15 protein-coding genes are annotated in these 20,631 nt (G+C 59.5%); 7 read left to right on the plus strand and 8 right to left on the minus strand.

Annotated elements, in window-relative coordinates; genetic code table 11:
* Positions 1-80 precede the first annotated feature (80 nt).
* Complete coding sequence (locus ACOZK9_RS13115) at positions 81-410, minus strand: tRNA-binding protein (protein WP_152748516.1); 330 nt, start codon at positions 408-410, stop codon at positions 81-83.
* Positions 411-808: 398 nt separating this feature from the next.
* Between ACOZK9_RS13115 and ACOZK9_RS13120 the strand changes: the two genes are divergently transcribed.
* Entirely contained in the window at positions 809-2,374 is a 1,566-nt protein-coding gene (locus tag ACOZK9_RS13120) for a PucR family transcriptional regulator (RefSeq protein ID WP_152748517.1), read from the plus strand.
* Between the two features lie 30 nt (positions 2,375-2,404).
* Here the strand turns inward: ACOZK9_RS13120 and ACOZK9_RS13125 are convergent, their stop codons facing one another.
* The 6 genes from ACOZK9_RS13125 to ACOZK9_RS13150 form a co-directional block, all read right to left on the minus strand.
* Positions 2,405-3,340, minus strand: coding sequence for a DMT family transporter (locus tag ACOZK9_RS13125; RefSeq protein WP_172979584.1), 936 nt, complete (start codon positions 3,338-3,340; stop codon positions 2,405-2,407).
* A 26-nt stretch (positions 3,341-3,366) separates the two neighbouring features.
* Positions 3,367-4,110, minus strand: a complete 744-nt coding sequence (locus ACOZK9_RS13130; protein WP_152748518.1) for a haloacid dehalogenase type II — start codon at positions 4,108-4,110, stop codon at positions 3,367-3,369.
* Positions 4,111-4,506: 396 nt separating this feature from the next.
* Positions 4,507-7,566 (minus strand): efflux RND transporter permease subunit, encoded by a 3,060-nt coding sequence (locus ACOZK9_RS13135; RefSeq protein WP_421555970.1) that lies wholly within the window; start codon positions 7,564-7,566, stop codon positions 4,507-4,509.
* Positions 7,563-8,681, minus strand: coding sequence for an efflux RND transporter periplasmic adaptor subunit (locus ACOZK9_RS13140; RefSeq protein ID WP_421555971.1), 1,119 nt, complete (start codon positions 8,679-8,681; stop codon positions 7,563-7,565). The genes ACOZK9_RS13135 and ACOZK9_RS13140 overlap by 4 nt, the downstream gene beginning before the upstream one ends.
* 16 nt (positions 8,682-8,697) lie before the next feature.
* Positions 8,698-9,510, minus strand: coding sequence for a MipA/OmpV family protein (locus ACOZK9_RS13145; protein ID WP_421555972.1), 813 nt, complete (start codon positions 9,508-9,510; stop codon positions 8,698-8,700).
* Positions 9,507-10,988 carry an efflux transporter outer membrane subunit gene (locus tag ACOZK9_RS13150; RefSeq protein ID WP_421555973.1) on the minus strand — a complete coding sequence of 494 codons (1,482 nt, stop codon included), beginning with the start codon at positions 10,986-10,988 and terminating at the stop codon, positions 9,507-9,509. The genes ACOZK9_RS13145 and ACOZK9_RS13150 overlap by 4 nt, the downstream gene beginning before the upstream one ends.
* 97 nt (positions 10,989-11,085) lie before the next feature.
* Here ACOZK9_RS13150 and ACOZK9_RS13155 point away from each other — a divergent pair, with 97 nt between their 5' ends.
* On the plus strand, positions 11,086-11,775 hold the full coding sequence (locus ACOZK9_RS13155; protein WP_058411579.1) for a response regulator: 690 nt from the start codon (positions 11,086-11,088) through the stop codon (positions 11,773-11,775).
* Positions 11,776-11,780: 5 nt separating this feature from the next.
* Positions 11,781-12,956, plus strand: a complete 1,176-nt coding sequence (locus ACOZK9_RS13160; RefSeq protein ID WP_058411578.1) for a sensor histidine kinase — start codon at positions 11,781-11,783, stop codon at positions 12,954-12,956.
* A 145-nt stretch (positions 12,957-13,101) separates the two neighbouring features.
* Here ACOZK9_RS13160 and ACOZK9_RS13165 read toward each other — a convergent pair whose 3' ends face one another.
* Entirely contained in the window at positions 13,102-14,016 is a 915-nt protein-coding gene (locus tag ACOZK9_RS13165; protein ID WP_058411577.1) for a LysR family transcriptional regulator, read from the minus strand.
* A 289-nt stretch (positions 14,017-14,305) separates the two neighbouring features.
* Here ACOZK9_RS13165 and ACOZK9_RS13170 point away from each other — a divergent pair, with 289 nt between their 5' ends.
* The 4 genes from ACOZK9_RS13170 to pgm all read left to right on the plus strand — a co-directional run bounded on the left by ACOZK9_RS13170 (position 14,306) and on the right by pgm (position 20,627).
* Positions 14,306-15,328, plus strand: coding sequence for a zinc-dependent alcohol dehydrogenase family protein (locus tag ACOZK9_RS13170; protein WP_058411576.1), 1,023 nt, complete (start codon positions 14,306-14,308; stop codon positions 15,326-15,328).
* A 719-nt stretch (positions 15,329-16,047) separates the two neighbouring features.
* Positions 16,048-17,478 carry a hypothetical protein gene (locus tag ACOZK9_RS13175; protein WP_421555974.1) on the plus strand — a complete coding sequence of 477 codons (1,431 nt, stop codon included), beginning with the start codon at positions 16,048-16,050 and terminating at the stop codon, positions 17,476-17,478.
* Entirely contained in the window at positions 17,475-18,875 is a 1,401-nt protein-coding gene (locus ACOZK9_RS13180) for an aminotransferase-like domain-containing protein (protein WP_421555975.1), read from the plus strand. The genes ACOZK9_RS13175 and ACOZK9_RS13180 overlap by 4 nt, the downstream gene beginning before the upstream one ends.
* A gap of 105 nt (positions 18,876-18,980) precedes the next feature.
* Positions 18,981-20,627 (plus strand): phosphoglucomutase (alpha-D-glucose-1,6-bisphosphate-dependent), encoded by a 1,647-nt coding sequence (gene pgm, locus ACOZK9_RS13185; RefSeq protein WP_421555976.1) that lies wholly within the window; start codon positions 18,981-18,983, stop codon positions 20,625-20,627.
* The last annotated feature ends 4 nt before the right edge of the window (positions 20,628-20,631 follow it).

Here is a 20,631-nt window from a genome sequence, read left to right on the forward strand (position 1 = left end):
TCTCAATATACCCATCGGTATGACGTAGCGTTATTCGAGACCAACTTCATAGGCCGATGCCGTTCGGCGTCGGTGTACGTTTAAAAGATTTTTTGGCCAGGTGTGATCGGGCGTTCCGGTTTAAGAAAAACCACATCGCCAGGCGTTGTTTCCGCACCCAGCATCAGTACTTCTGAGGCAAAGCCAGCGATGTTTCGAGTGCCCAGGTTAACCACGCAAACGACATATTCACCCACCAGCTCTTCTGCTGAATAAAGACGGGTGTATTGCGCGCTCGTGGTTTTTACACCCAATTCACCAAAGTCGATCCAGAACTTGTAGGCAGGTTTCTTAGCCTTATCGTTTATTTCAACTTTGGTTACTTGGCCGACTCGCATGTCGACACTGGAAAACGCTTCGTATGGCGTCATACATCGCTCCTGACATTTTAAAGTGAGCTTGCACCGATGCTCCCTGCGGTGGGGACCCGTGTTCACGTTTTACAATCATAGGAACTGTTAAATGGCCAAACCACCTACAAAAGGCAGCAGGTTATTCAGGGTTTATCCTGCTTTGTGCATGAAGATGGTGGGTTTTAGTCCTGGCGCCTGTCGAGCGGTGTTCCGCCAATCCGCGGGCGGCGGTCATCGGCACACATGAGGTGAGGGAAAACAGCATGGATAGTGTGTAAAGTAGGATGTTTATTTGATTTTGACCTACTCTAAGTAGGTAATAGTGCTGCTACATGCGGTTTAAAGTGAAACGCTCGATACACCCGTGATCGTGTTTATTGGCACACCTCGGTCGGCCCTCCACTTGTGGACAAGTAATGAAACTATCTACCGCACTAGAGCAGACCATCCTGCGGCAGGCCACCGTCGTGGCGGGAGCCAATGGCCTGGATCGGCAAATCGCCTGGGTCCACATTATCGATCACCCTGATATCACGCAGTGGTTGAAGGTGGGAGACGTGTTGCTTACCACCGGCTACAACTGGCCTCAGGACGATGAAGAAAGCCGGGGGCTGGTGCGCACACTCAACGATCTGGGGCTCGCTGGCGTAGTGCTTGCGGTGCCGCATTTCCGCGAGCATTTCTCGCAAGCCACCATCGCTGAAGCCGAACAGTGCAACTTTCCACTGTTGGAGCTGCCATGGGAGGTGCCCTTCAGTGCAATCACGCAAGAGATCCTGGCCAAGATCATCAACCTGCAGACCGAAATCATTCAGCGCTCGGATTTGATCCATCGCAAGTTGACCAAGGCCGCTATCGAGGCCGACAACCTTGAAAGCCTGGGCAGCGCGTTGGCCAGTGCCCTGGAGGTGTCCGCCCTGGTCGTCTCGGCTTCCGGGGATATTTTGAGCGAGCATGACATCGATACGAACGAGCAGTTTGAACGCGATCTGATTACAAAATTTATCGCCGAACGCCCTCTGGAACACCGCTTTGATGAGTCGCAGACCTTATCGATCAACCTCTCGGATAGCCGGCCTCGTTTCAGGCTTGGCTGCGCGATATGGCTGCAAGGGGAGGTTGCCGGCATCGTTTGGCTTGAAAGCCCCAAGGATCAATTTGAGGAGCTGCATTCCCGAGCGCTTGAGCACTCGGCGGTCATTGCTGCGCTGCATCTTTCCCACCAGCGAGAGTTGCTGGACCAAGAGACTCGGCTGGGCCATGCACTGGTGGCGGGGCTGCTGGAGGGTAAGTTTCCAGAGACACCCAGCGCGATTGAGCGAGCCCTGGTGTCGGGGTGGAGCGAAACCCGCGATTACAGGATCTGCCTGGTGCTGTTGGACGAACCTATTCCGCTGAGTCTGGAAGGCTTCAAGCGGAGAAAGGAAAAAACCGCGCGCGTGTTTAATCTGATGATAGCCAGCAGCATTTCGCCGTTGATTTCAGTGTCGCTGAACCAGATCAGCTTTATTATTCCGGCGACGCTCGCGCCCGAAACGATCTGGAAGCAGTTGCGTCACGAAGGTGGGGCGATGGCTGTCAGTCGCGTCCATCGAGGTGTTTCAGGCATGGCTCAAGGAGCTGAAGATGTGGCGGCATTGGTGCCCTTGCTGCGGCCAGGGCGTCTTCATGTGTTCAACGAAGTTTTGTTTCCACGGGCCCTGATGGGCGACAAAAAAGCGCGTGGGATGCTGCTTCAGCGGCTGATCGAACCTCTGGCCAATCGAAAGAACGGCACCATGCTGCTGGAAACAGTCTGTGCCTTATCCAGCGAAGGTTTTCAGTTAGCCAATACTGCAAAGGTGCTGGAGGTGCATATCAGTACCTTACGCTACCGTTTGGCCCGTATTGAGAAGTTGCTCGACATCTCCCTGGAAAACCCGGAATCGCGGTTTCAAATTCAAGTCGCTGCAGAGATGTATCGCTTGGAGCATGACGAGTAAAAAACGCTTGGGTTCGGTATAGGGTGGTTACTAAAGCTGAGCGTCAGATCCTGATGGAACGGTTGTCCCTTTGCTGTAGCGCTTAAACCAGGCACTGGTGCTTTGATGGTTTTGGGGCGCAGTACTGCCGCCTGCTGCCATGGCCATCGATAGCGCTACCAATACGGCACCTATCCAGATGGATACCTCCATGCCTTGGCCTAAATAGAAGGCTAAAAAGGCCGTGGATAAAACGGGCGTCGCGTAGCTTAAAACGGCGACTGTCTGGTGGTCCGCCTTCTTCATTGCAAAGTCCCACAGATAAAAAGCGCCGCCCATGGGGCCTACGCCCATATACAGCAGCGCCAGGCTCTCATTCGTGGTCAATGTGGGCCAAGGCGCACTGCTTAGATACACAGTCAGGCAGGCCAGCCCGGAGATCATGCAAAACAAGCCAACAGAGGCACTTTTGACCTCTGGGAACCTCTTTGATGTCAAGGAGTACGCCGCCCAGACCACTGCAGATAAAAACGCGAGCCCGTAGCCTGCCAGGTTGCTCAAGTCATCAAGCTGCCCTGGTCGGCAACTGACCAAGGCCCCAACGAAGCCTGCCACTCCCGCAAGCAGGCAACGCAATGAGGCCTTCCCGTTTTGGACGAAGAGTGGACCCAGTAATACGATCAATATCGGCCATAGATAATGGATAAGGCTCACGCCAATCGGGTCGGCCAACTGCAGCGCGTAGAAATAGATAACGTGATAACCGAGCATGCAAGCAGTACCGACCGCCAACAATCGCTTGGGCATTTTCCAGAAGCGTAGCCAGGGCAATCCAATAATGCCGCCCACCGACAACGCGGCTCCCGTGATAAACATTGGATTTAGCGTGTTGCAGAACGTCACGCTGACTGCCAGGGTGCTCCAGATCAGAATCGCACCGGCCGCAGCCATAAGATAAAAAGAAGAAGAGGGGTTACGGCTCGACATATCACTCGCTGCAGATAGTAGGGGAGTCAGACAATCACGTTGTCGGGCTTTTCTAATATCAGTTTTTTATGGCTCTCAACCATTTTTGCCAAACTGATAAAACGGAAGTTGTAGGTGGCTTCAGTCGCGGGAACATGGATCGCGCCAAAGCCTTCTTTGCCGTGACGACGATGAATCCACGAGCTGGCCAGCCCAGCCGCGTTGGCCGGCACGTGGTCGTGATACAGGCTTTCGGCCACATGGAGGATGGATGTTTTTTCAAAGCCCATTTTCCCCAGGGCGTCCATCAAGTAAGCAAAGTTTCTGGGGTCGGGTTTATAAGAGCCAACGTCTTGAGCCGTGACGACGCAGTCGAATTCAACGCCCAGTTTCTCTTTGCTGAATTCGAATTCGCCGCGGTCAATGTTGGATAGGATGGCAAGCTTGTGGAATTGCTTGAAGTAGTTGAGTGCCTTGATCGAGTCAGGGAAAGGTGGCCAGTGCTGGACAGAAGTTCCAAACGCCTCGCGCTCTTGTTGATTGATCTCGACGTTCCATTCTTTCGCAATGCGGTCGTACACTTTGCGCAAAATATCTGAGTAGAGTGCCGTCGGTGTTGCTTTTTGCTGCGGCGACTCGTGCCGACCGAACACCTCAAGAATCTGATCGCGAGTAAGTTTTTTTCCCGAACGGACCACCAGCGGCTTCAAGGCATTGAAGATGCCACTTTCCCAATCAATCAGTGTGCCGTAGCAGTCGAAGCTAAGGACCTCAAAATCTGTCAGTTTCATGCTCAACCTCTCATAAATAGGCACTGGGGCAGCGGTCTTTGGCCTCTCCAGCTCAACAAAGACCCTCTCCGGTCGAGCATACCCTGTCAGTTGGCTCGCATCACCAGATGCACAAATGCGCGTGAGGACTGCCTGCGCTGAACAGGTGCCGAACAGGCATTTTCTGTGCCTTCAGGTGGGCCGCCGGCTTTTCTTGCCCGCCGAGCCTGATCGCGGCATTGCGCAAAAAATGCATCACCCTGCAGGTATTGAGACTCATGGACGCGCTTCTCGCTTCGATGGTGTTCGCTGTTGAACGGGCAAAGGTATTAGCGGGTCATGATAACGATGCCTGTTTGAACGTATCACCTATAAATCATAGGAATGTGTAGCGATTTTTTCCCATGTTTCGCGTGACTATTGAGCAAGGGAGGCGGCCGATTTTTTATTGAACAGCACTACATAGAGCACCGGAATCAACCCAAGGGTCACCAATGTGCCCAGCGCCAGGCCACCCATCAGCGTGATCGCCATGCCTTCCCACAGTGGGCCGGCGAAGAGCATCAGCGGGATCAACCCGATAATGCAGGTCAGCTTGGTCATGACGATGGGGCGCAGGCGTTTCACGGCAGCATTCACCACCGCTTCGTACACCGGCAGGCCATCGTGGAGTTCCGCCTCGATCCGTTCCAGCAGCAACACGGCGTTGTTGACGATAATTCCCGCCAAGGACAACAGGCCGAACGTGGCCATGAAGCCGAACGGGTAGCCTGTGATCAGCAGCGCGATCGCAACGCCGATCAATACAAAGGGGATTGCGGAGATGACGATCAGCACCTTGCGCAACGAATTGAATTGCCAGACGAACAACAGCAGCATGGCGATCAGCGCGTGGGGCAGGTATTGCAACAGCGCCTGGTTGGCCTCTGCCGAGTCTTCGATTTCGCCCCCCAACTCAATGCGGTACCCCGGCGGCAATGCCAGCGCAGCCACCTGTGGCGCCAGTTGCTCGACGATGGAGGTTGCGGTCAGCAACGGGTTGTGCCCGACCACGGTGATGCAGCGTTCCTGATTGCGGCGTACCAGGGTGGAGGGCTCACTGGACGCGACGATGCGTGCGATGGCCGTCAGCGGCAAAGGCGTCGAACCGTCGGCCGGGTAGACCAGAATGCCGCGCAAATCGGGAGCGTCATGGTTGGCCGAAGCGGGTTCACGTACCACCAGGGGCACGCGGGTTTCGTTGTCCTGCAACGACGAAACCTGGATGCCGCCGAAGTGCAGTTGCAAGGCCTGGGCAATGGCTTGGGTGTCCACCCCTGCGCGGCGCGCACTGTGTTCGTCGACCTCGACGGTATAGCGCGCCAAGCGCGTGCTCCAGTCATTGCGCACATCCAGTGTGCCCGGCATGTCACGCAGAGCCTGTTCGATCTGGCCGGCCAGCGTACGTATGACGTTCTCGTCCGGGCCAATCACGCGATAGATAGCGACACCGGCCTCGGTAGTGCCCAGGGAAAACCGTTTGGGTTCGGCACGCAGCTCGGGGTGTTGCTTGAGCAGATAGCGACGCATATTGGCAATCACTGCATCAATATCCGTACCGGCCTTGACGCTGACGGTGAAGTAAGCGGTTTCCGATGCGGGCAAGGGCGGGTTGAGACCCAGCACAATGCGCGGCCCGCCATCGCCCACATAGCCGATGCTGTCGACCACCTGAGGCTCCTTGCCTAACCACAGGCTGATCTCGCGCACGCTTTGCAAGGTTTTGCGCGAACCGCTACCGGGCTCTAGGGTGATGGGCACCTGGAACTGCATGCGGTCCGACTGAGGCAGAAAGTCATAGGGCACGCGCATCAACTCGAAAACGGCGGCGGCCAGTAGCACCAGCATCGCAATCAGAAACAGCACCTTGTGCAGCAGCACCTGGCGAATGACGGCCCGATAGCCTCGGTAAAAGCCGTTGTCGTAGCTGTCCTCGGCTGCCTTATGGCGTGGGACCTTGGCAAAATACAGGCACAGCAACGGCGTGACGGTGACGCTCAACAGCCAGGAGCCGAGCAGCGTCAGTGTTAGCACGATGGCCAATGAGCGCAGATATTCATTGGTGCTGGTCTGGCCGAGAAAGAACGGCGAGAAGGCCAGCACAATCACCAGTGAGGAGGTCAGCAACGGAATCGCCAGGGTACGCCCGGCATCCTCGCAGGCTTGGCGTCGATCCTCACCGGCATGCAGTCGGCGCTCGATGTCCTCGGCAATCACAATGCCGTTGTCCACCAGCAGGCCCAGGGCGAGGATAATCGCGGCGATAGACACGGTTTGCAGCTCGACCCCGAGCATGCGCATGGCGATCAACGTGCCCAGGATGGTCAGCGGCACAATGGCGCCGACCACCAGTCCGGTGCGCCAGCCGAGGAACAGCATGACCACGGCCATGACGATGACCACCGTCTCGATCATTACGTGCTTCATCTTGGCCATCTGCTGATCGACCACATCGGCCTGGAACGTCACCACATGGGCGGTAAAGCCCAGCGGAAGTTGCTGTTCCAACTGTGCCAAACGAGCGCGCAGGGCTGTGCCGAACTGATGGATGTTCTGTCCCGCAGCCATCGACACCGCCAGCACCACCGCGTCCTGGCCTTGATACACCGCAGCGGTCTGCGGAGGGTCGGCAGCCATCACCGAGATCTGCGCGATGGCGCCGAGTGCTACCGATTGCGTGGTGCCTTCTACACCGGGCAGTTGGATCGGCAGCTGGCGCAGTTGCTCCACGCTGAGCACTTCACCGGTCACGGTCAGGGTGGTGATCTGCCCGCCAATGTTGCCGATACCGCCGGGGGCCAACACATTCTGTTGCTGCAATTGCTGGAACAGTTGCTGGGGAGACAAGCCCAAGCCCGCCAGGCGCTGAGGGTTGAAGTCGATCGACAACTGCTGGTCCTGCATGCCGTGCAGCGTCACCTGGCCGATGCCGGGTAGCCCGCCCAACTGGTCGCGCAGGCGCTTCAGCGGCCCGCGCATCTCGCTCATGCTGTAGCCGGGCGCGGTAATCGCGATGGATGCGACGGCGACGCGCCCGAAATTATCGTCGACAAACGGCCCTTGGGTGCCCGGTGGAAAGCCGGCGCCGGCGTCGGCGACCTTGTTGCGCACTTGTTGCCACAGCACCCCCAGGTCCTTGATTTCGTCGCGCGCCGTCACCTGGATCACCACGCTGCCGGGGTGAATGGTGGTCACGATATTTTTGATCTGCGACAGCTCGCGCAGTTTTTCTTCCGTTGGCCGCGCCAGCAGCTCTTCGGCGCGTTCGCTGGGCAGGCCGGGGAACTGGATGCTCACCAGCGCATCGCGGATGGTCACCGAGGGTTCTTCCTGGGTCGGGAAACTCAGAAACGTTGCCACGCCTGCGATCAGGATCAACAGCGCGGTGAATAGCGTCAGGCGGCTTGCGCCCAAGGCGTGTCGGGTCAGGTTGATCATTCGGTTGTGCTCAAGCGACTGGAAGGCACTAGCAGGTTGACGGGCTGACCGTCACTGAGAAACGCGACGCCGGTGACGACCACTTGCTCGCCGTCCTTGAGGCCGTTGTCGATGGCAACACGGCCCTGGTCGATCAGGCCGATCATAATGTCACGCAGGGCGACCTTGCCCTGGGTCGGGTCATAGACAAACACCTGCACCTGGCTGGCGTCGCCGCCCATGCGCAGGGCCTGGGTTGGAATCGACAACGCGGGCGCGGCAGGGGCCGCCAATCGCACGTTGAGGTTTACGCCGCTGGGGAGTGCGAGGTCGCGGGCGTTCAAGCGGAAACGCGCGCTTTGCAACAGGCCGTTCTGCGCCCGCGCCGACAAGCCTTCGAGCACCAACGGCAGGGTTGATCCGGGTGCGGCCGGGTCGGCTGCGACGGCGTGGTCCCCAGGCTTGAGGCCGGCGGCTTGTTCCACCGGGATTTGCACGATGACCTGCAACGCGCCGCCGGCCTCCAGCTCCATCACCACTTGGCCGGGCGACAACTCGCTGTACAACTGCGCGGGTCTTGCCACGACGCGGCCGTCAAACGGCGCAATCAGTTGGCCCTGGCGCTGATCGCGCCGTACCAGGTCCAGCGCCGCTTCATCGGCGGTCTGCTGCGCGACGGCCGCTTGCCACGCCGCTTCAGCTTGCTCCATCGCGCTGGCCGCAACACTGCCCTGGGTAAACAGCTGTTGCTGGCGGACCTTGTTGCGCTTGCGCTCGCCGGTTTGCGCCACGCTGGCCAACAAGGCCGCCTGCGATTGTTTCAAACGTAACCGCACGGCTGCAGTGTCCAGGCTTGCCAGCACCTGGCCTTGTTTTACGGTATCGCCGACGTCGACGTTCAACGTCACCAATCGCCCCGCGCCTTCGAAGGCCAGGGCTGCGCGTTGGCGTTGGCGCACCACACCGGTCAATGGCGCAGCGTCGGGCGATGCGGCGTGTACGGTGGTGATTTTCACCGACCTTACGGCCGGCTGCGACACCGCTTCCTCGCGCGAACAGGCCGCCACCATGAGGCAGGCAACGCCGAGCAGCAGGGGACGGCCCCAAGGACGGAACAACTGAGCAAAACCCTGCATGCCTGGCGCCTCGTTATCAGAAGGTGTAATTGATGGCGAACATGCCCAGGCCGGCGCTTTCACGTCGGACCAGCGGGCTGTTACGGGCCTGGTCGGCGTACTGGGTCAGCGTCAGGCTGACCAGCGTCGACCAGTGCGCGTCCAGGCTGTGCTGCCAGTTCAAGGCGGCGGAGTAGGCATAGATCCCGGCGTCGGCGTTGTATCGCCCGTAGAGTGTGCGTTGGCTCTGTGCCTGGGTGACGCCGAAGAAGGTCTGGTTGTAGCGGCCATCACCGGCATGGGCGTCTATATCCAAGGCCAGGGTGTCGCTGCCTGTGTGGAACAGGATGCCTTCCAGGCCGAACCGGTAGCGGTTGCCGCGGTGCTCGCCGGCCATGCGCAGTTCGGCTTCGCCGCTGACCGACAGCCAGTCGAACAGTTGCTGGCTGAGGGTGAAGTCGGCGACGGTGGCGCCGCTGATATCGCCCATGCCATTCAAGTCGCGGCCGCCCGGGCGGGTGGTGCTGTCTTTTTCCTTGCGGCCCAGGTCGTAGTTGATTGCCGCGCTGGCAGCAAAGCCGCTGTCGGATTGAAACTGCACACCGAGGCCACGGGTGGTGTCGGCAAACAATACGCCGCGCTGGATGCTGAACATCGGCAGCACGAGCGCACGGTAGCGGTCGGCGCCCATGTAGCGAGGTGCGACGCCCATGCCGAGGCCCAGAGTGGCGGTGGTCTTGTCGGCCGCCGGGCTAGCATCGGCTGCCTGTGCCGGGGTCACGAGTGTGCAGGACATCAAGGCGGCGGCGCCCCAGAGCACGGCACGGGTAGGGGGAGTGGTCAAGTTCATGGTGAAACCCTTTCTATGGAGGAAAACAGCGGTGCGCCGGACAGCGCGCGATACAGCGCCAGGCGGTTGAACAACAGTTGGTAGGTCGCCTTGCGTAACTCGATGGCGGATTCAGTCAGGCGAATTGAAGCGGCCGGGTGGTCTGAGCGCGCAGCCGCGCCCACGGCAATTTGTTGGTCAAGACGCTTGGTCTTCAATGCGGTCAATGCCGCCAGATCAATTTGCGTGGTGGCGTTGGCCAACGCTTGTTGACGTTGAGTCAACAGGTCGGCGATTTCGCGAAAAGCGTCCTGCACGGTCTTTTCATATTGGGCGACGGCGGACTGTTGGCGAGCGGTCGCGAGATCCAGGTTGGCCTGGTTGCGGCCACCGTCGAACAGCGGCAGGTTCAGTTGCGGGGTGAACAGCCAGGCGCCGCTGCCGGATGAAAACAAGTTGCTCAAGCGCGGGCTGGCGATGCCCGCACCGGTGCTCAAGGTGATCGAGGGAAAGAACGCCGCTCGCGCGGCGCCGATGTTGGCATTCGCGGCGCGCAGGGTTTCCTCGCATTGGCGCACATCGAAGCGCTGCAACAGCTGCTGTGACGGTAGATCGACCAGCCATGACGGAGGCTTTAGATCGATGACTTGGCTTTGTGCCGCCGCTGCCAGAGGGGCGACCTGATACCCTGTGACCCACGACAACGCCTGTTGAGCACGCACATGTTCAGCGTTCGCATCCTCAAGTTGCAGCGCGGAACGACGGACCTGCATGCGCTGAGTGTCAACCGTGTCCTGCGCCACTAGACCGGCTTTTTGCTGGCCGTCGAGTACGCTCAGCAGCTGGTTTTGGTTGTCGAGAATGGACTGAGTGTCGGCCCTCACGCCGGCCTGCAAGCGTTCCTGCAAATATAGCCGCGCCACTTCGACGATCAGCGCCTTGCGCGCGGCCTGGTTACCGTAGCGCGTGGCCAGGTAATCATGTCGCGCCGCTTCGGACAGGCTGCGCACGCGTCCGAAAAAATCCAGCTCAAAGTCCGAAATACCCACGGACGCCACCGCGATGTCCTGCCCATAGCGTTCGTCGGCGGCCTTGTCGTGCAAGTGCTGGCGGTCGCGTTGCAGCCCTAAGGCCACGGTGGGCAGGCGATCGGCGCGGGAAATACCGAACTGGGCGCGGGCTTGCTCGACACGCAGCAACGCCAGGCGCAGGTCACGGTTGTAGTCCAGGGCCTGTTCAACCAAGTGCAGCAACTGCGCCGATGAGTCCAGGCTACCCAGCAGCTGTTTCTCTTCTTCGCTGAGCACTTCTACATCGTTGATCGTGGAGGAGGGGGCGTCCGCTACCCGTGTGCCTTGCAGGTTGTCCGGTACCGGCAACGCAGGCGTGTGATAGGTCGGCGTAAGTGAACAGCCGGCCAGCATGCCGGACAGCAGCAAAACCGCGCCGAGGTGTTCAGGCAGCTTGATAGGCTTGGACAGCGGTGCAGTGGTCGGCATAGGATCGGTTCGCGAAAGTCGGGCGTAGGGCAATACTGGCAGCGGACTTTCAATAAACCGTTCGTGAATTATCAAGGTTTCATCAAGAGGCTTCTTTGTGTCAGGAAAACGTATCCTCATTGTCGAAGACGATGCCGACAGCGCCAATATTCTCGAAGCCTATCTGCGCCGGGATGGCTTTGAGGTAGCCTTGGCCGAAGACGGTCAGCGTGGTCTGGACCTGCACAAAAGCTGGCAGCCCGACCTGATCCTGCTGGACGTGATGCTGCCGCGCTTGAGTGGCACTGAAGTGTTGTCCGCCGTGCGCCGCAGCAGTGATACGCCGGTGATCATGGTCACGGCCATGGGCGATGAGCCGGAAAAACTCGGCGCCTTGCGTTATGGCGCGGATGACTACGTGGTCAAACCCTACAGCTCGCGGGAAGTGGTGGCGCGGGTGCATGCGGTATTGCGACGTACCCTGGGCAGCCAACCGGTTGAGCAACTGCTGCGCCATGAAAACCTGCGCGTTGACCTCACTGCCTTCACGGCGGCCATTGAGCACCGCGATGCGCCAACGCAGTTGCTGGACCTGACGCCGACGGAGTTCAAGCTGCTGGTCACGTTGCTCAAGACACCGTCCAAGGCGTTCACCCGGGATGAGTTGCTGGAAATCTGCCTACCGGAAAGCGAAGCCCTGGCCCGGGTCGTTGACGCCCATATTCACAACCTGCGACGCAAGTTGGAAACCCATGGCATCGCCGGGGTACTGGTGACCGTACGCTCCATTGGCTATCGGTTCAGGTAACCCGCATGTTTGAGAAGTCTCGGGTCAACGACAAACCGCTGTGGCGCTGGGTCGGTATGCGCATGAGCCTATTGGCGATCGGCGCCGTGGTGGTGATTGCCCTGTGCATGTGGGGCAACTTCAGGCTTTCGGACTGGTATTTCTTGCAGCGCCTGCCGCCGCAAGCGCGTGAGGAATTGCTGCACCTGCGCGCCGAGCCGCAACTCAACGAGACACGCTTGCGCCAACTGGTAGCCGAATACTACCCAGTGGAATTTTTCCAGCCGGATATCGCCAATCGCGACTGGCTGATCCTGGCCTGCCTGGTGTTGGCGGCCATCCCGATCATCATCGTCTGTGGCTTGTGGTTTTCGCGCCCCTTGTCCAGCCAGTTTTCGGCGATAGCCCAAGGGGCACGGCAGGTTGCCGGTGGAGACTTCTTCACGCGCCTGCCGATTCACCGACACACGCCCGACGAACTGCAACGCCTGATCAGCGACTTCAACAGCATGACCACGCAACTGGAGCGTTACGAGCGGGATGTGCGCGAGTCAAGCGCGGTCATCGCCCATGAACTGCGCACGCCCCTGAATGCCGCCATGGGACGCGTGCAGGGCATGCTCGATGAGGTGTTCCCCAGCGATGTAGCACAATTGGGCATGGTCAAGCGTCAGCTCGATCAACTCAGAAAATTGGTGGATGACTTGCACCTGTTGTCGATGGCCAGGGCGGGTCGGTTGGTGCTGGAACGCAGCGACTTTCCCCTCGCGGCCCTGGTGAGCGAACGATTGGCCTGGTTCCAGCCGCAATTGGATGACGCCTGTGTGCGTACGCACGTGAGTATTGCCGATGGGTGTTGTATCCATGCTGATCGCGATCGCTTGGGCCAGGTGCTGAATATCCTGATTGATAACCTGCTGCGCTACGCGGCAGGCGGCGGCGAGCTGAGCATCATGGCGCGGCAGGTCCAAGATCGGGTGGTGATTGAGATCGGGGACCGCGGCCCCGGTATCGAGGCGCAGCACTTGGACAGCGTATTTGATCGCTTCTGGCGTGCGGAGCGTTCGAGGGCGCGTTACTCGGGCGGCAGCGGATTAGGTCTCTCCATCGCCCGTGCGATTTGCCAGGCCCATGGTGGCGCTATTACCGCCAGCAATCGTGACCAGGGTGGCACCATGATCAGCGCGGTATTTCCGCTGTAACCGTGGACCCATCTACCTATACAGATGGCTATGTAAATCATGCCCTCAGACGTGCCCCCAATGTAGTAATCCACTGGAAGTGAATGGAGCTACATGGTTTGTTGAAAGGCAGAAATGATCAGATAAATAGCCTGTCCGGGGACTTCTAAAGACTCTCAGGGTCGCCAAAAAACATCTGAATCCGCGAGCGCAACCAGCGCTCACCCGGATCGTTATCCTGCGACCCGCGCCACGCCATGTGCAGTTCAAACGAGCGCACCGGCAACGGCGGTTCTTCCGCGCGCAGGCCGCCGGTTGCGGTCAGCGCTTGCGCGGCGTAGTCCGGCACGATCGCCACAATGTCAGTGCCCGCCAGCAACGTGCCCAGCCCATTGAACTGTGGCACGGCCAGCACAACGTGGCGTTTGCGCCCCAACTTTTCCAGCTCTTCATCGATAAACCCGCTCAGGTCACCGGCGAACGACACGAGGGCGTGAGGGCGTGCGCAGAAGTCGTCCAGGCTCAGCGAGCCGGGCACGCTGTCGGCGCGCAGCAGTTTCGGCAGGCTGCGCCGCAGCACTTTGCGCTTGGCGTTGGCGGGCAGGTCGGCGGTGTAGCTGACGCCAATGGAGATCTCGCCGGAGGCCAGCAGGCCGGGCATCAGGATGTAGTTGACGCGGCGCACCACCAGCACGATGCCAGGGGCTTCGGCGCGCAGGCGCTTGAGCAGTTGTGGCAGCAGGGCGAATTCGACATCGTCCGACAGGCCGATACGGAACACGGCGGTGCTGGTGGCCGGGACGAATTCTGCGGCGCGGCTGACCGCAGTGGAAATCGAGTCGAGGGCTGGGGAGAGCAGGGCGAAGATTTCCACGGCGCGGGCCGATGGCTCCATGCTGCGCCCGGTGCGCACAAACAGCGGGTCATCGAACAAACCGCGCAGGCGCGACAACGCCGCGCTGATCGCCGGTTGGCCGAGGAACAGCTTCTCGGCGGCGCGGGTCACGCTGCGCTCATGCATCAAGGTTTCGAATACGATCAAGAGGTTAAGGTCGACACGACGCAGGTCGTTACGGTTCATCTTGTGTCCTGGTAGAGTCAGCTTACTTGACGAGAGCGGCCATACAGGAACCCCTGAGGTTCCGTTGTGAGGCACGACCGGCATTAATCTTACGGGCAAAGGCTGTTACTCTGCACCGGCTAATTGCGTTTTCCTACGCGCAAATTGAGTTTTCCCACAACGGCTGAGCACAAATATTCAGCTGCGGAATCAATGACAAGCATGTCGACTATTAATGGCGACCGGTGGCCTTACCTGGAAAGCCCAGATAAAGTTCATGGCATTAGAGGTTACTTTGACGAGGTTTGCGATGTCCCGCACGATCCGTTTTCACAAGTTTGGTCCGGCCGAGGTGCTCAAATGCGAAGAGCATGTAGCCGCGCAGCCCGCACCGGGCGAAGTGCAGGTGCGTGTCGAAGCGATTGGCATCAGCTGGTACGACATTCTGTGGCGCCAGAACCTGGCGTCCTCGCATGCACGTCTGCCGTCCGGCCTCGGCCATGAGATGGCTGGGGTGGTGGTAGCCCTCGGCGACGGCGTGGATGACTTGGCAGTGGGCGATAAAGTGGCCAGTTTTCCGGCCGAGAGCCCCAACGATTACCCGGTGTATGGCGAACAGATCGTGCTGCCCCGTTCAGCCTTGGTGCGGTACCCGGATGTGCTGAGCCCGATTGAAGCCAGCGTGCACTACACGCCGTTGCTGATCGCCTACTTTGCCTACGTTGACCTGGCACGCGTAAAACCCGGGCAATTTGCCTTGGTCACCGACGCGAGCCACTGTGCCGGCCCCTCGTTCGTGCAGTTGGGCAAAGCCTTGGGTGTGCGGGTGATTGCCGCCACCAAAGACAGCGCGGAGCGTGAGTACCTGCTGTCGCTGGGCGCAGAAAAGGTGATTGTCACCGAGGAGCAGGACTTGCTCATGCAGATCAACAAGTTCACCGATAACCGCGGCGTTGACGTGGTGTTCGATGGCTTGGGTGGCCCGCAGATGTCATTGCTCGGTGATGTGCTTGCACCACGTGGCAGCCTGGTGCTCTACGGCCTGCAAGGCGGCAATCAAACGCCGTTCCCGGCGTGTGCCGCGTTCCAGAAGAACATTCAGTTCTTTGTGCATTGTATCGGCAACTTCACCGGCAAACCGGAGTTGGGCATCATTCAGGACCAGGTTGCGCTGCAGCGTGCGTTGCGCGACATCAACCAACTGACGGCCGACCGCGTGCTGGTGCCATTGAAAACCACAGTGTTTCCGTTCAATCAGTTCGTTGAAGCACACCGTTATATGGACGAGTGCCCTTGCCGCGAGCGCGTTGCGCTGCAGGTCGAAGCTGTTTGAGGTGTAGGAGTATTCGCAAACGAGTATTCCAAACCCCTGGCGCATGCGGCAGATGCGCCATCTGACATGACTTGTACCCGCGCGCTGTCCGAAGCGCGCAACCGCCTTTAGCCCCCGTAAATCATACCTTTCTTCTTCGCGCCGCCCTGAATTTCAGCGCGGCGCTTGCGTGTGTGCGTTATCAAATTACCGCCCGGGTAACTATCTGAACTGGTTTTCGACCCGGTTCTGTATCTGTTAATAAAAATGTCAGTCCTGATAATTGAGTCTTCACTTTCAACTCAAGGACTGAGTAATGATCCGAATTTTGATACGGCCGCACGGGCTTTCAGCAACTAAAAGTTTGGCGTCTGCCTGGGCCGGACGCCTCGGGCATTTGCAAGGCGCATCTCAATCAAATAAGTCGATCAGGATTAAAGTTTGAAGAGGTTTATTTGTCGGACAGATCTTTAAGTTCAGGGTTAAAAGGGTGTAGGGCGTCGTAGGAAAGGTCCTAGGAGTGATGCCGTAAGAGGCCTTGGCGCTTGGCGCACGGGCGTCAGCGCCATGAATGTCCTCAGCGCGGTCACGCCCCCGGCACCTGTCGATTTGTTGCAAAGTGCTAGTGTTTGTATAGGAAGAACACTGCTGCGTGAGCGACATTCTTACAGACGTAATAGATCAGGCAACTGCGCTCGGTAGTTGTTTGAAACTGATATTTTCACTCAGGTAGTAGAACTATGAGCGCCATTCACGAACAGGCCATGAATTATGTTTACCAGCAAGTTCAGCAGCGGTTGATCGGGCACTTCAGTCGCACCGAACGCACCACACTTCAATTGTTGATCCAGCGTATCGTCGTGGCGGCGGGCGGCATGGAACAGGTGGGCGGTTACAAGGTGCTTGTGGCCCATGGCGGTGGTGAAGTCAGCAGTTACACCCTGGCGTTGCTGCGTGCTGCACAACTGAGTATTGCTGCACGAGCGCCCAAGACGTTTCAGCTGCGGGTCGCCACGCTGCGCCACGCGGGTATGACCCAGGCCACGCTGGATACGATTCATCGTGGTTACACGCAACTGTTTATGCACGATGACGACCGGGTTGAGTTACTGATGGTGGAAGACCAACAGGTACTGCCGTTCAACCACCAGCGCCTGGTGTCACCCGTTGGGCGCGGTATCAGTCAACGCAACAAGTTGATAATCGGGCATATGACGTCCGGCGATATTTGCGCAACGTTATGCAACGACACGTACTTGGCCTTGGGTGATTTCTACCAGCGTGTCACCGCCTGGAACGGCGGCGTGCATGCGCTGGTCAGCGGCGATTGCGCGCGTAAACAAAGCCAGCTCATTGCCTGGTTGAAAAAAGCCGCTCAAGCCACCGGGGCCAAGGCCACGGTCAATCCCGCATCGCTTAATGGGCTGTTTGCGCGCATGGACGCCTGGAGCGATGACTTCTATCGTGACATTTATGGTGAGCTCTATGTGCCAAAGGCTGACCCCTGCCTGGGTGGGCACCATCACCTGGCGTACATCGGCATTGTCGACCTGTTCGAAGGTATCGACAGAAGTTGCGCGCCTTTGCTCACTGAGTTCATGGCCTATGCCCCGGACTCGTTGGGCTTTCATTTCAGCCACCCGGCCTTTGCCAGCCCGAGGTTGATGGCACACCTGCGAGGCCTGCAGGCCGAATGCGTGCGGGCATTGGACTACAAGGCAGCCGTAGAAGCCTTCGTGCTGCAGGCGCAGGCGTATCTGCAGCGCCTGCAGGCTCCCGAAGCACTGATGGCGCAAGCCGGCAGCCGTGACGGGCGCGCCTTGGCTGCCGGGTATGCCCAGCAGGCCCTCGGCCTGGATGAAAGCCAACTGGTCTGCCTGTTGTTTTCGCCTTTTATCCATCACGGCGAACGGCTGGAAGGTTATTTGCGCCAGTGCCACCCAGGCATGCTGGTGGCGCTGCCCGAACTGCACAAAGTGCTGCAGGGCAAGCCTGCAGCCGAGATGTTGCAGCAATGGGTGGCTGACACCAGCGGCATGTCGTTGCCGTTGCTCCAGCATCTATACCGTCAACGGCCGCGGGCCATTGCTCCAGGCGGCGGTGAACGCGGCACTCGCCATGAGCACGCCATGCCCGACGGCGACCTGAACTTCCAGCTGTACGGACGATGACGCTGCGCGGTGTGCGGGATTTCGCCTACCAGGCGGTTTACCGCTACATGATCAACCTGATTAACGAGGTCAGCACCGATACCCGGGTGAAACTGCCGTCTTTGCGCCAGTTATCGCTGCGCCTGAATGTATCAATCTCGACCATTCAGTACGCGTACTCGCTACTGGAAAAAGAGGGCAGGGTGTATTCGGTGGCCAAGTCGGGTTATTACGCGTGGCCCTTGGCGAGCAACCCCATGGCCATGCCCAGCGGGGATTTGCTTGAGCGCCTCTACGTAGCCGCGCGGCGCCCGGGCATGGTGGTGCTCAGCGGCGATGAGCCAGCGCTGTTGGCGTCGCTGGATGGCACGTTGCTGCGACTCGAGCGCGAACTGGTGCGCCAATACCCGCACCCTTCGCAGCCTTGGTCGCAGCCTTGCGGGGTCTGGGAGCTGCGCGCGGCGCTGGCCGCGCGCTATACCTCGTCGCCCACCCGCTGCTGGCACGCCGACGATGTTTATATCGGTGCCGACCTGCGAGGCGTGCTCGATATTCTTATCGAGGTGCTGGGCCTGCGCGGCGCCACGGTGATTGTCGAGTCGCCCTGCGACTGGCTGATCCTGCGCCTGCTGCAGGATGCCGGGGTGCGAATTCTAGAGTTGCCCTGGGCGCACGATGGCAGCCTGGACTTGGTATCGCTCGAAGGCATGTTGCGCGGTGAGTCGGTGCGCCTGGTGTTGCTTTCGTCGGCGATCAACCTGCCCTCGGGGTTCGCCATGCTGCCGCACGATTGTCTGGGTGTGGCGCGCCTGTTGGACCATTACGGTTGCTGGCTGCTGGAGAACGATACCTACGGTGAGCTGGGGTTCAAGCCGCCCCCGGCGGCGCTGCGCGATGTGGTCAATCCGGAGCGGCTGGTGGTGTTTTCCTCCTTCGAAAAAATACTCGGGCCGGAGGCGCCGTATGCCTATGCGCTGTCCCGGCACATGAGCAGCGAGTTGCAGCGCCAGTTCCTGCTGCGCTCGTTCCGGTTATCATCGATTCGCCAGCGCGCAATTGCGCGTCTGTACCACAGCGGGCGCATTGATCAGCACCTGCGCAATTTGCGCCCGTTGCTCAGCCAACAGGCGGACGAAATGAGTCAGCGCCTGGCGCAACACGTGGGTAATCAAGTGACCTGCCGCATGCCCGCCGGTGGCGCCACCCTCTGGTTAGGCTCTACCCATGCGGTCGACATGCGCCAGGTGTTCCAGCATTTACTCGCCCGGCAGGTGGTTGTCGCGCCCGGTGAGTTGTTCAGCGTCGGCGGGCTGCACCACCAGCATTTTCGCTTGAGCCACACGTTTCATGGGCAGCCTGACCTTGAGATTGCGCTGGCGGCGCTGAGCGAAGCACTGCGCCGGGCGCAGATAGGCTAGGCCGGTGAAATTTCTCTTCAGGTTGTAGGATCGATACCGTCGCGTAGTAGTCCAACTCTCAGTAAACTGCCATTTTTTCCGAATCCTTCTTTTCGAGGTTTATGCATGACAATCAGTCCTTTTGCGGGCAAGCCAGCGCCAGCCCAGTTGCTGGTAGACATCCCGCGACTGGTCACGGCCTATTACACCGGCCAGCCTGATGCAGCGATCTCCACCCAGCGCGTGGCCTTTGGTACTTCCGGGCACCGTGGCAGCTCGTTCGAGCTGAGCTTCAACGAATGGCATGTACTTGCCATCAGCCAGGCCATCTGCCTGTACCGTGAAGCGCAAGGCATCAACGGCCCGTTGTTCGTGGGCTTGGACACCCATGCGCTGTCGACACCGGCCGGTGCCAGTGCACTGGAAGTGCTGGCCGCGAATGGCGTGCACGTGATGCTCGCCGAAGGCGATGAATACACGCCGACACCGGCGATTTCCCACGCGATTATTTGCTACAACCGTGGCCGCACCAGCGGCCTGGCTGACGGTATCGTCATCACGCCGTCGCACAACCCGCCGCAGAGCGGCGGTTACAAGTACAACCCACCGAACGGCGGCCCGGCCGACACGCACGTGACCAAGTGGATCGAAGCCAAGGCCAACGAGCTGCTGGCCAACAAGCTTGCCGGGGTCAAGCGCATCACCCACGCACAGGCGCTCAAGGCGGACACCACGCATCGCCATGATTACCTCAACAGCTACGTGGCTGACCTGATCAATGTGATCGACATGGATGCCATCCGCAGCGCCGATCTGCGCCTGGGCGTCGATCCATTGGGCGGAGCAGGGGTGCGCTACTGGTCGGCGATTGCCGAGCACTACCGTTTGAACCTCGACGTGGTCAACACCGAAGTCGATGCCACCTTCCGTTTCATGAGCGTCGACTGGGACGGCCAGATCCGCATGGACCCATCCTCCAGCTACGCGATGCAAGGCCTGATCGGCCTCAAAGAGCGCTACGACGTGGCGTTTGCCTGCGACCCGGACCACGACCGTCACGGCATCGTCACCCCGTCCGGCGGCCTGTTGGCGCCGAACAACTACTTGGCGGTGAGCATCTATTACCTGTTTCAGAACCGTCCTGACTGGCGCAGCGATGCGGCCGTGGGCAAAACCGTGGTCAGCAGCGGCTTGATTGATCGCGTTGCGGCGCGTATCGGCCGTCGCCTGTACGAAGTGCCGGTTGGCTTCAAGTGGTTTGCCGATGGCCTGTTCGAAGGTTCGCTGGGTTTTGGCGGTGAAGAAAGCGCCGGCGCCTCGTTCCTGCGCAAGGACGGCAGTGTGTGGAGCACCGACAAGGACGGCCTGATTCCGGCCTTGCTGGCGGCGGAAATGACCTCGCGCAAGGGGCAAGACCCGAGCCAGATCTACCGTGGCCTGACCGACGCGCTCGGCGAGCCATTTGCGATTCGCGTCGACGCCAAAGCCACGCCGGCGCAGAAGGCCTTGTTAGGCAAACTGTCGCCTGAGCAGGTCACGTCCACGCAATTGGCTGGCGAGAGCATTCAGCAAATCCTCAGCCATGCGCCGGGCAACAACCAGGCGATTGGTGGCTTGAAGGTGATGACCGAAAACGGCTGGTTCGCCGCACGGCCATCGGGCACCGAGGATATTTACAAGATCTACGCCGAGAGCTTCGTCGGTGAGGATCACCTCAAGCAGTTGGTCGAAGAGGCCCAGGTGTTGGTGGACGGTGCGATCAGTTCCAACTGATAAC

This window comes from Pseudomonas kitaguniensis, from assembly GCF_049199985.1.
Taxonomy (GTDB): Bacteria; Pseudomonadota; Gammaproteobacteria; order Pseudomonadales; family Pseudomonadaceae; genus Aquipseudomonas; species Aquipseudomonas kitaguniensis.

What these genes read in the sequence shown, in the direction of transcription:
- ACOZK9_RS13165 (WP_058411577.1), bottom strand. Translation starts at nt 14,016, where the DNA reads ATGAACCGTAACGACCTGCGTCGTGTCGACCTTAACCTCTTGATCGTA.
- ACOZK9_RS13130 (WP_152748518.1), bottom strand. Translation starts at nt 4,110, where the DNA reads ATGAAACTGACAGATTTTGAGGTCCTTAGCTTCGACTGCTACGGCACA.
- ACOZK9_RS13160 (WP_058411578.1), top strand. Translation starts at nt 11,781, where the DNA reads ATGTTTGAGAAGTCTCGGGTCAACGACAAACCGCTGTGGCGCTGGGTC.
- ACOZK9_RS13135 (WP_421555970.1), bottom strand. Translation starts at nt 7,566, where the DNA reads ATGATCAACCTGACCCGACACGCCTTGGGCGCAAGCCGCCTGACGCTA.
- pgm (WP_421555976.1), top strand. Translation starts at nt 18,981, where the DNA reads ATGACAATCAGTCCTTTTGCGGGCAAGCCAGCGCCAGCCCAGTTGCTG.
- ACOZK9_RS13125 (WP_172979584.1), bottom strand. Translation starts at nt 3,340, where the DNA reads ATGTCGAGCCGTAACCCCTCTTCTTCTTTTTATCTTATGGCTGCGGCC.
- ACOZK9_RS13145 (WP_421555972.1), bottom strand. Translation starts at nt 9,510, where the DNA reads ATGAACTTGACCACTCCCCCTACCCGTGCCGTGCTCTGGGGCGCCGCC.
- ACOZK9_RS13150 (WP_421555973.1), bottom strand. Translation starts at nt 10,988, where the DNA reads ATGCCGACCACTGCACCGCTGTCCAAGCCTATCAAGCTGCCTGAACAC.
- ACOZK9_RS13170 (WP_058411576.1), top strand. Translation starts at nt 14,306, where the DNA reads ATGTCCCGCACGATCCGTTTTCACAAGTTTGGTCCGGCCGAGGTGCTC.
- ACOZK9_RS13115 (WP_152748516.1), bottom strand. Translation starts at nt 410, where the DNA reads ATGACGCCATACGAAGCGTTTTCCAGTGTCGACATGCGAGTCGGCCAA.
- ACOZK9_RS13140 (WP_421555971.1), bottom strand. Translation starts at nt 8,681, where the DNA reads ATGCAGGGTTTTGCTCAGTTGTTCCGTCCTTGGGGCCGTCCCCTGCTG.
- ACOZK9_RS13120 (WP_152748517.1), top strand. Translation starts at nt 809, where the DNA reads ATGAAACTATCTACCGCACTAGAGCAGACCATCCTGCGGCAGGCCACC.
- ACOZK9_RS13180 (WP_421555975.1), top strand. Translation starts at nt 17,475, where the DNA reads ATGACGCTGCGCGGTGTGCGGGATTTCGCCTACCAGGCGGTTTACCGC.
- ACOZK9_RS13175 (WP_421555974.1), top strand. Translation starts at nt 16,048, where the DNA reads ATGAGCGCCATTCACGAACAGGCCATGAATTATGTTTACCAGCAAGTT.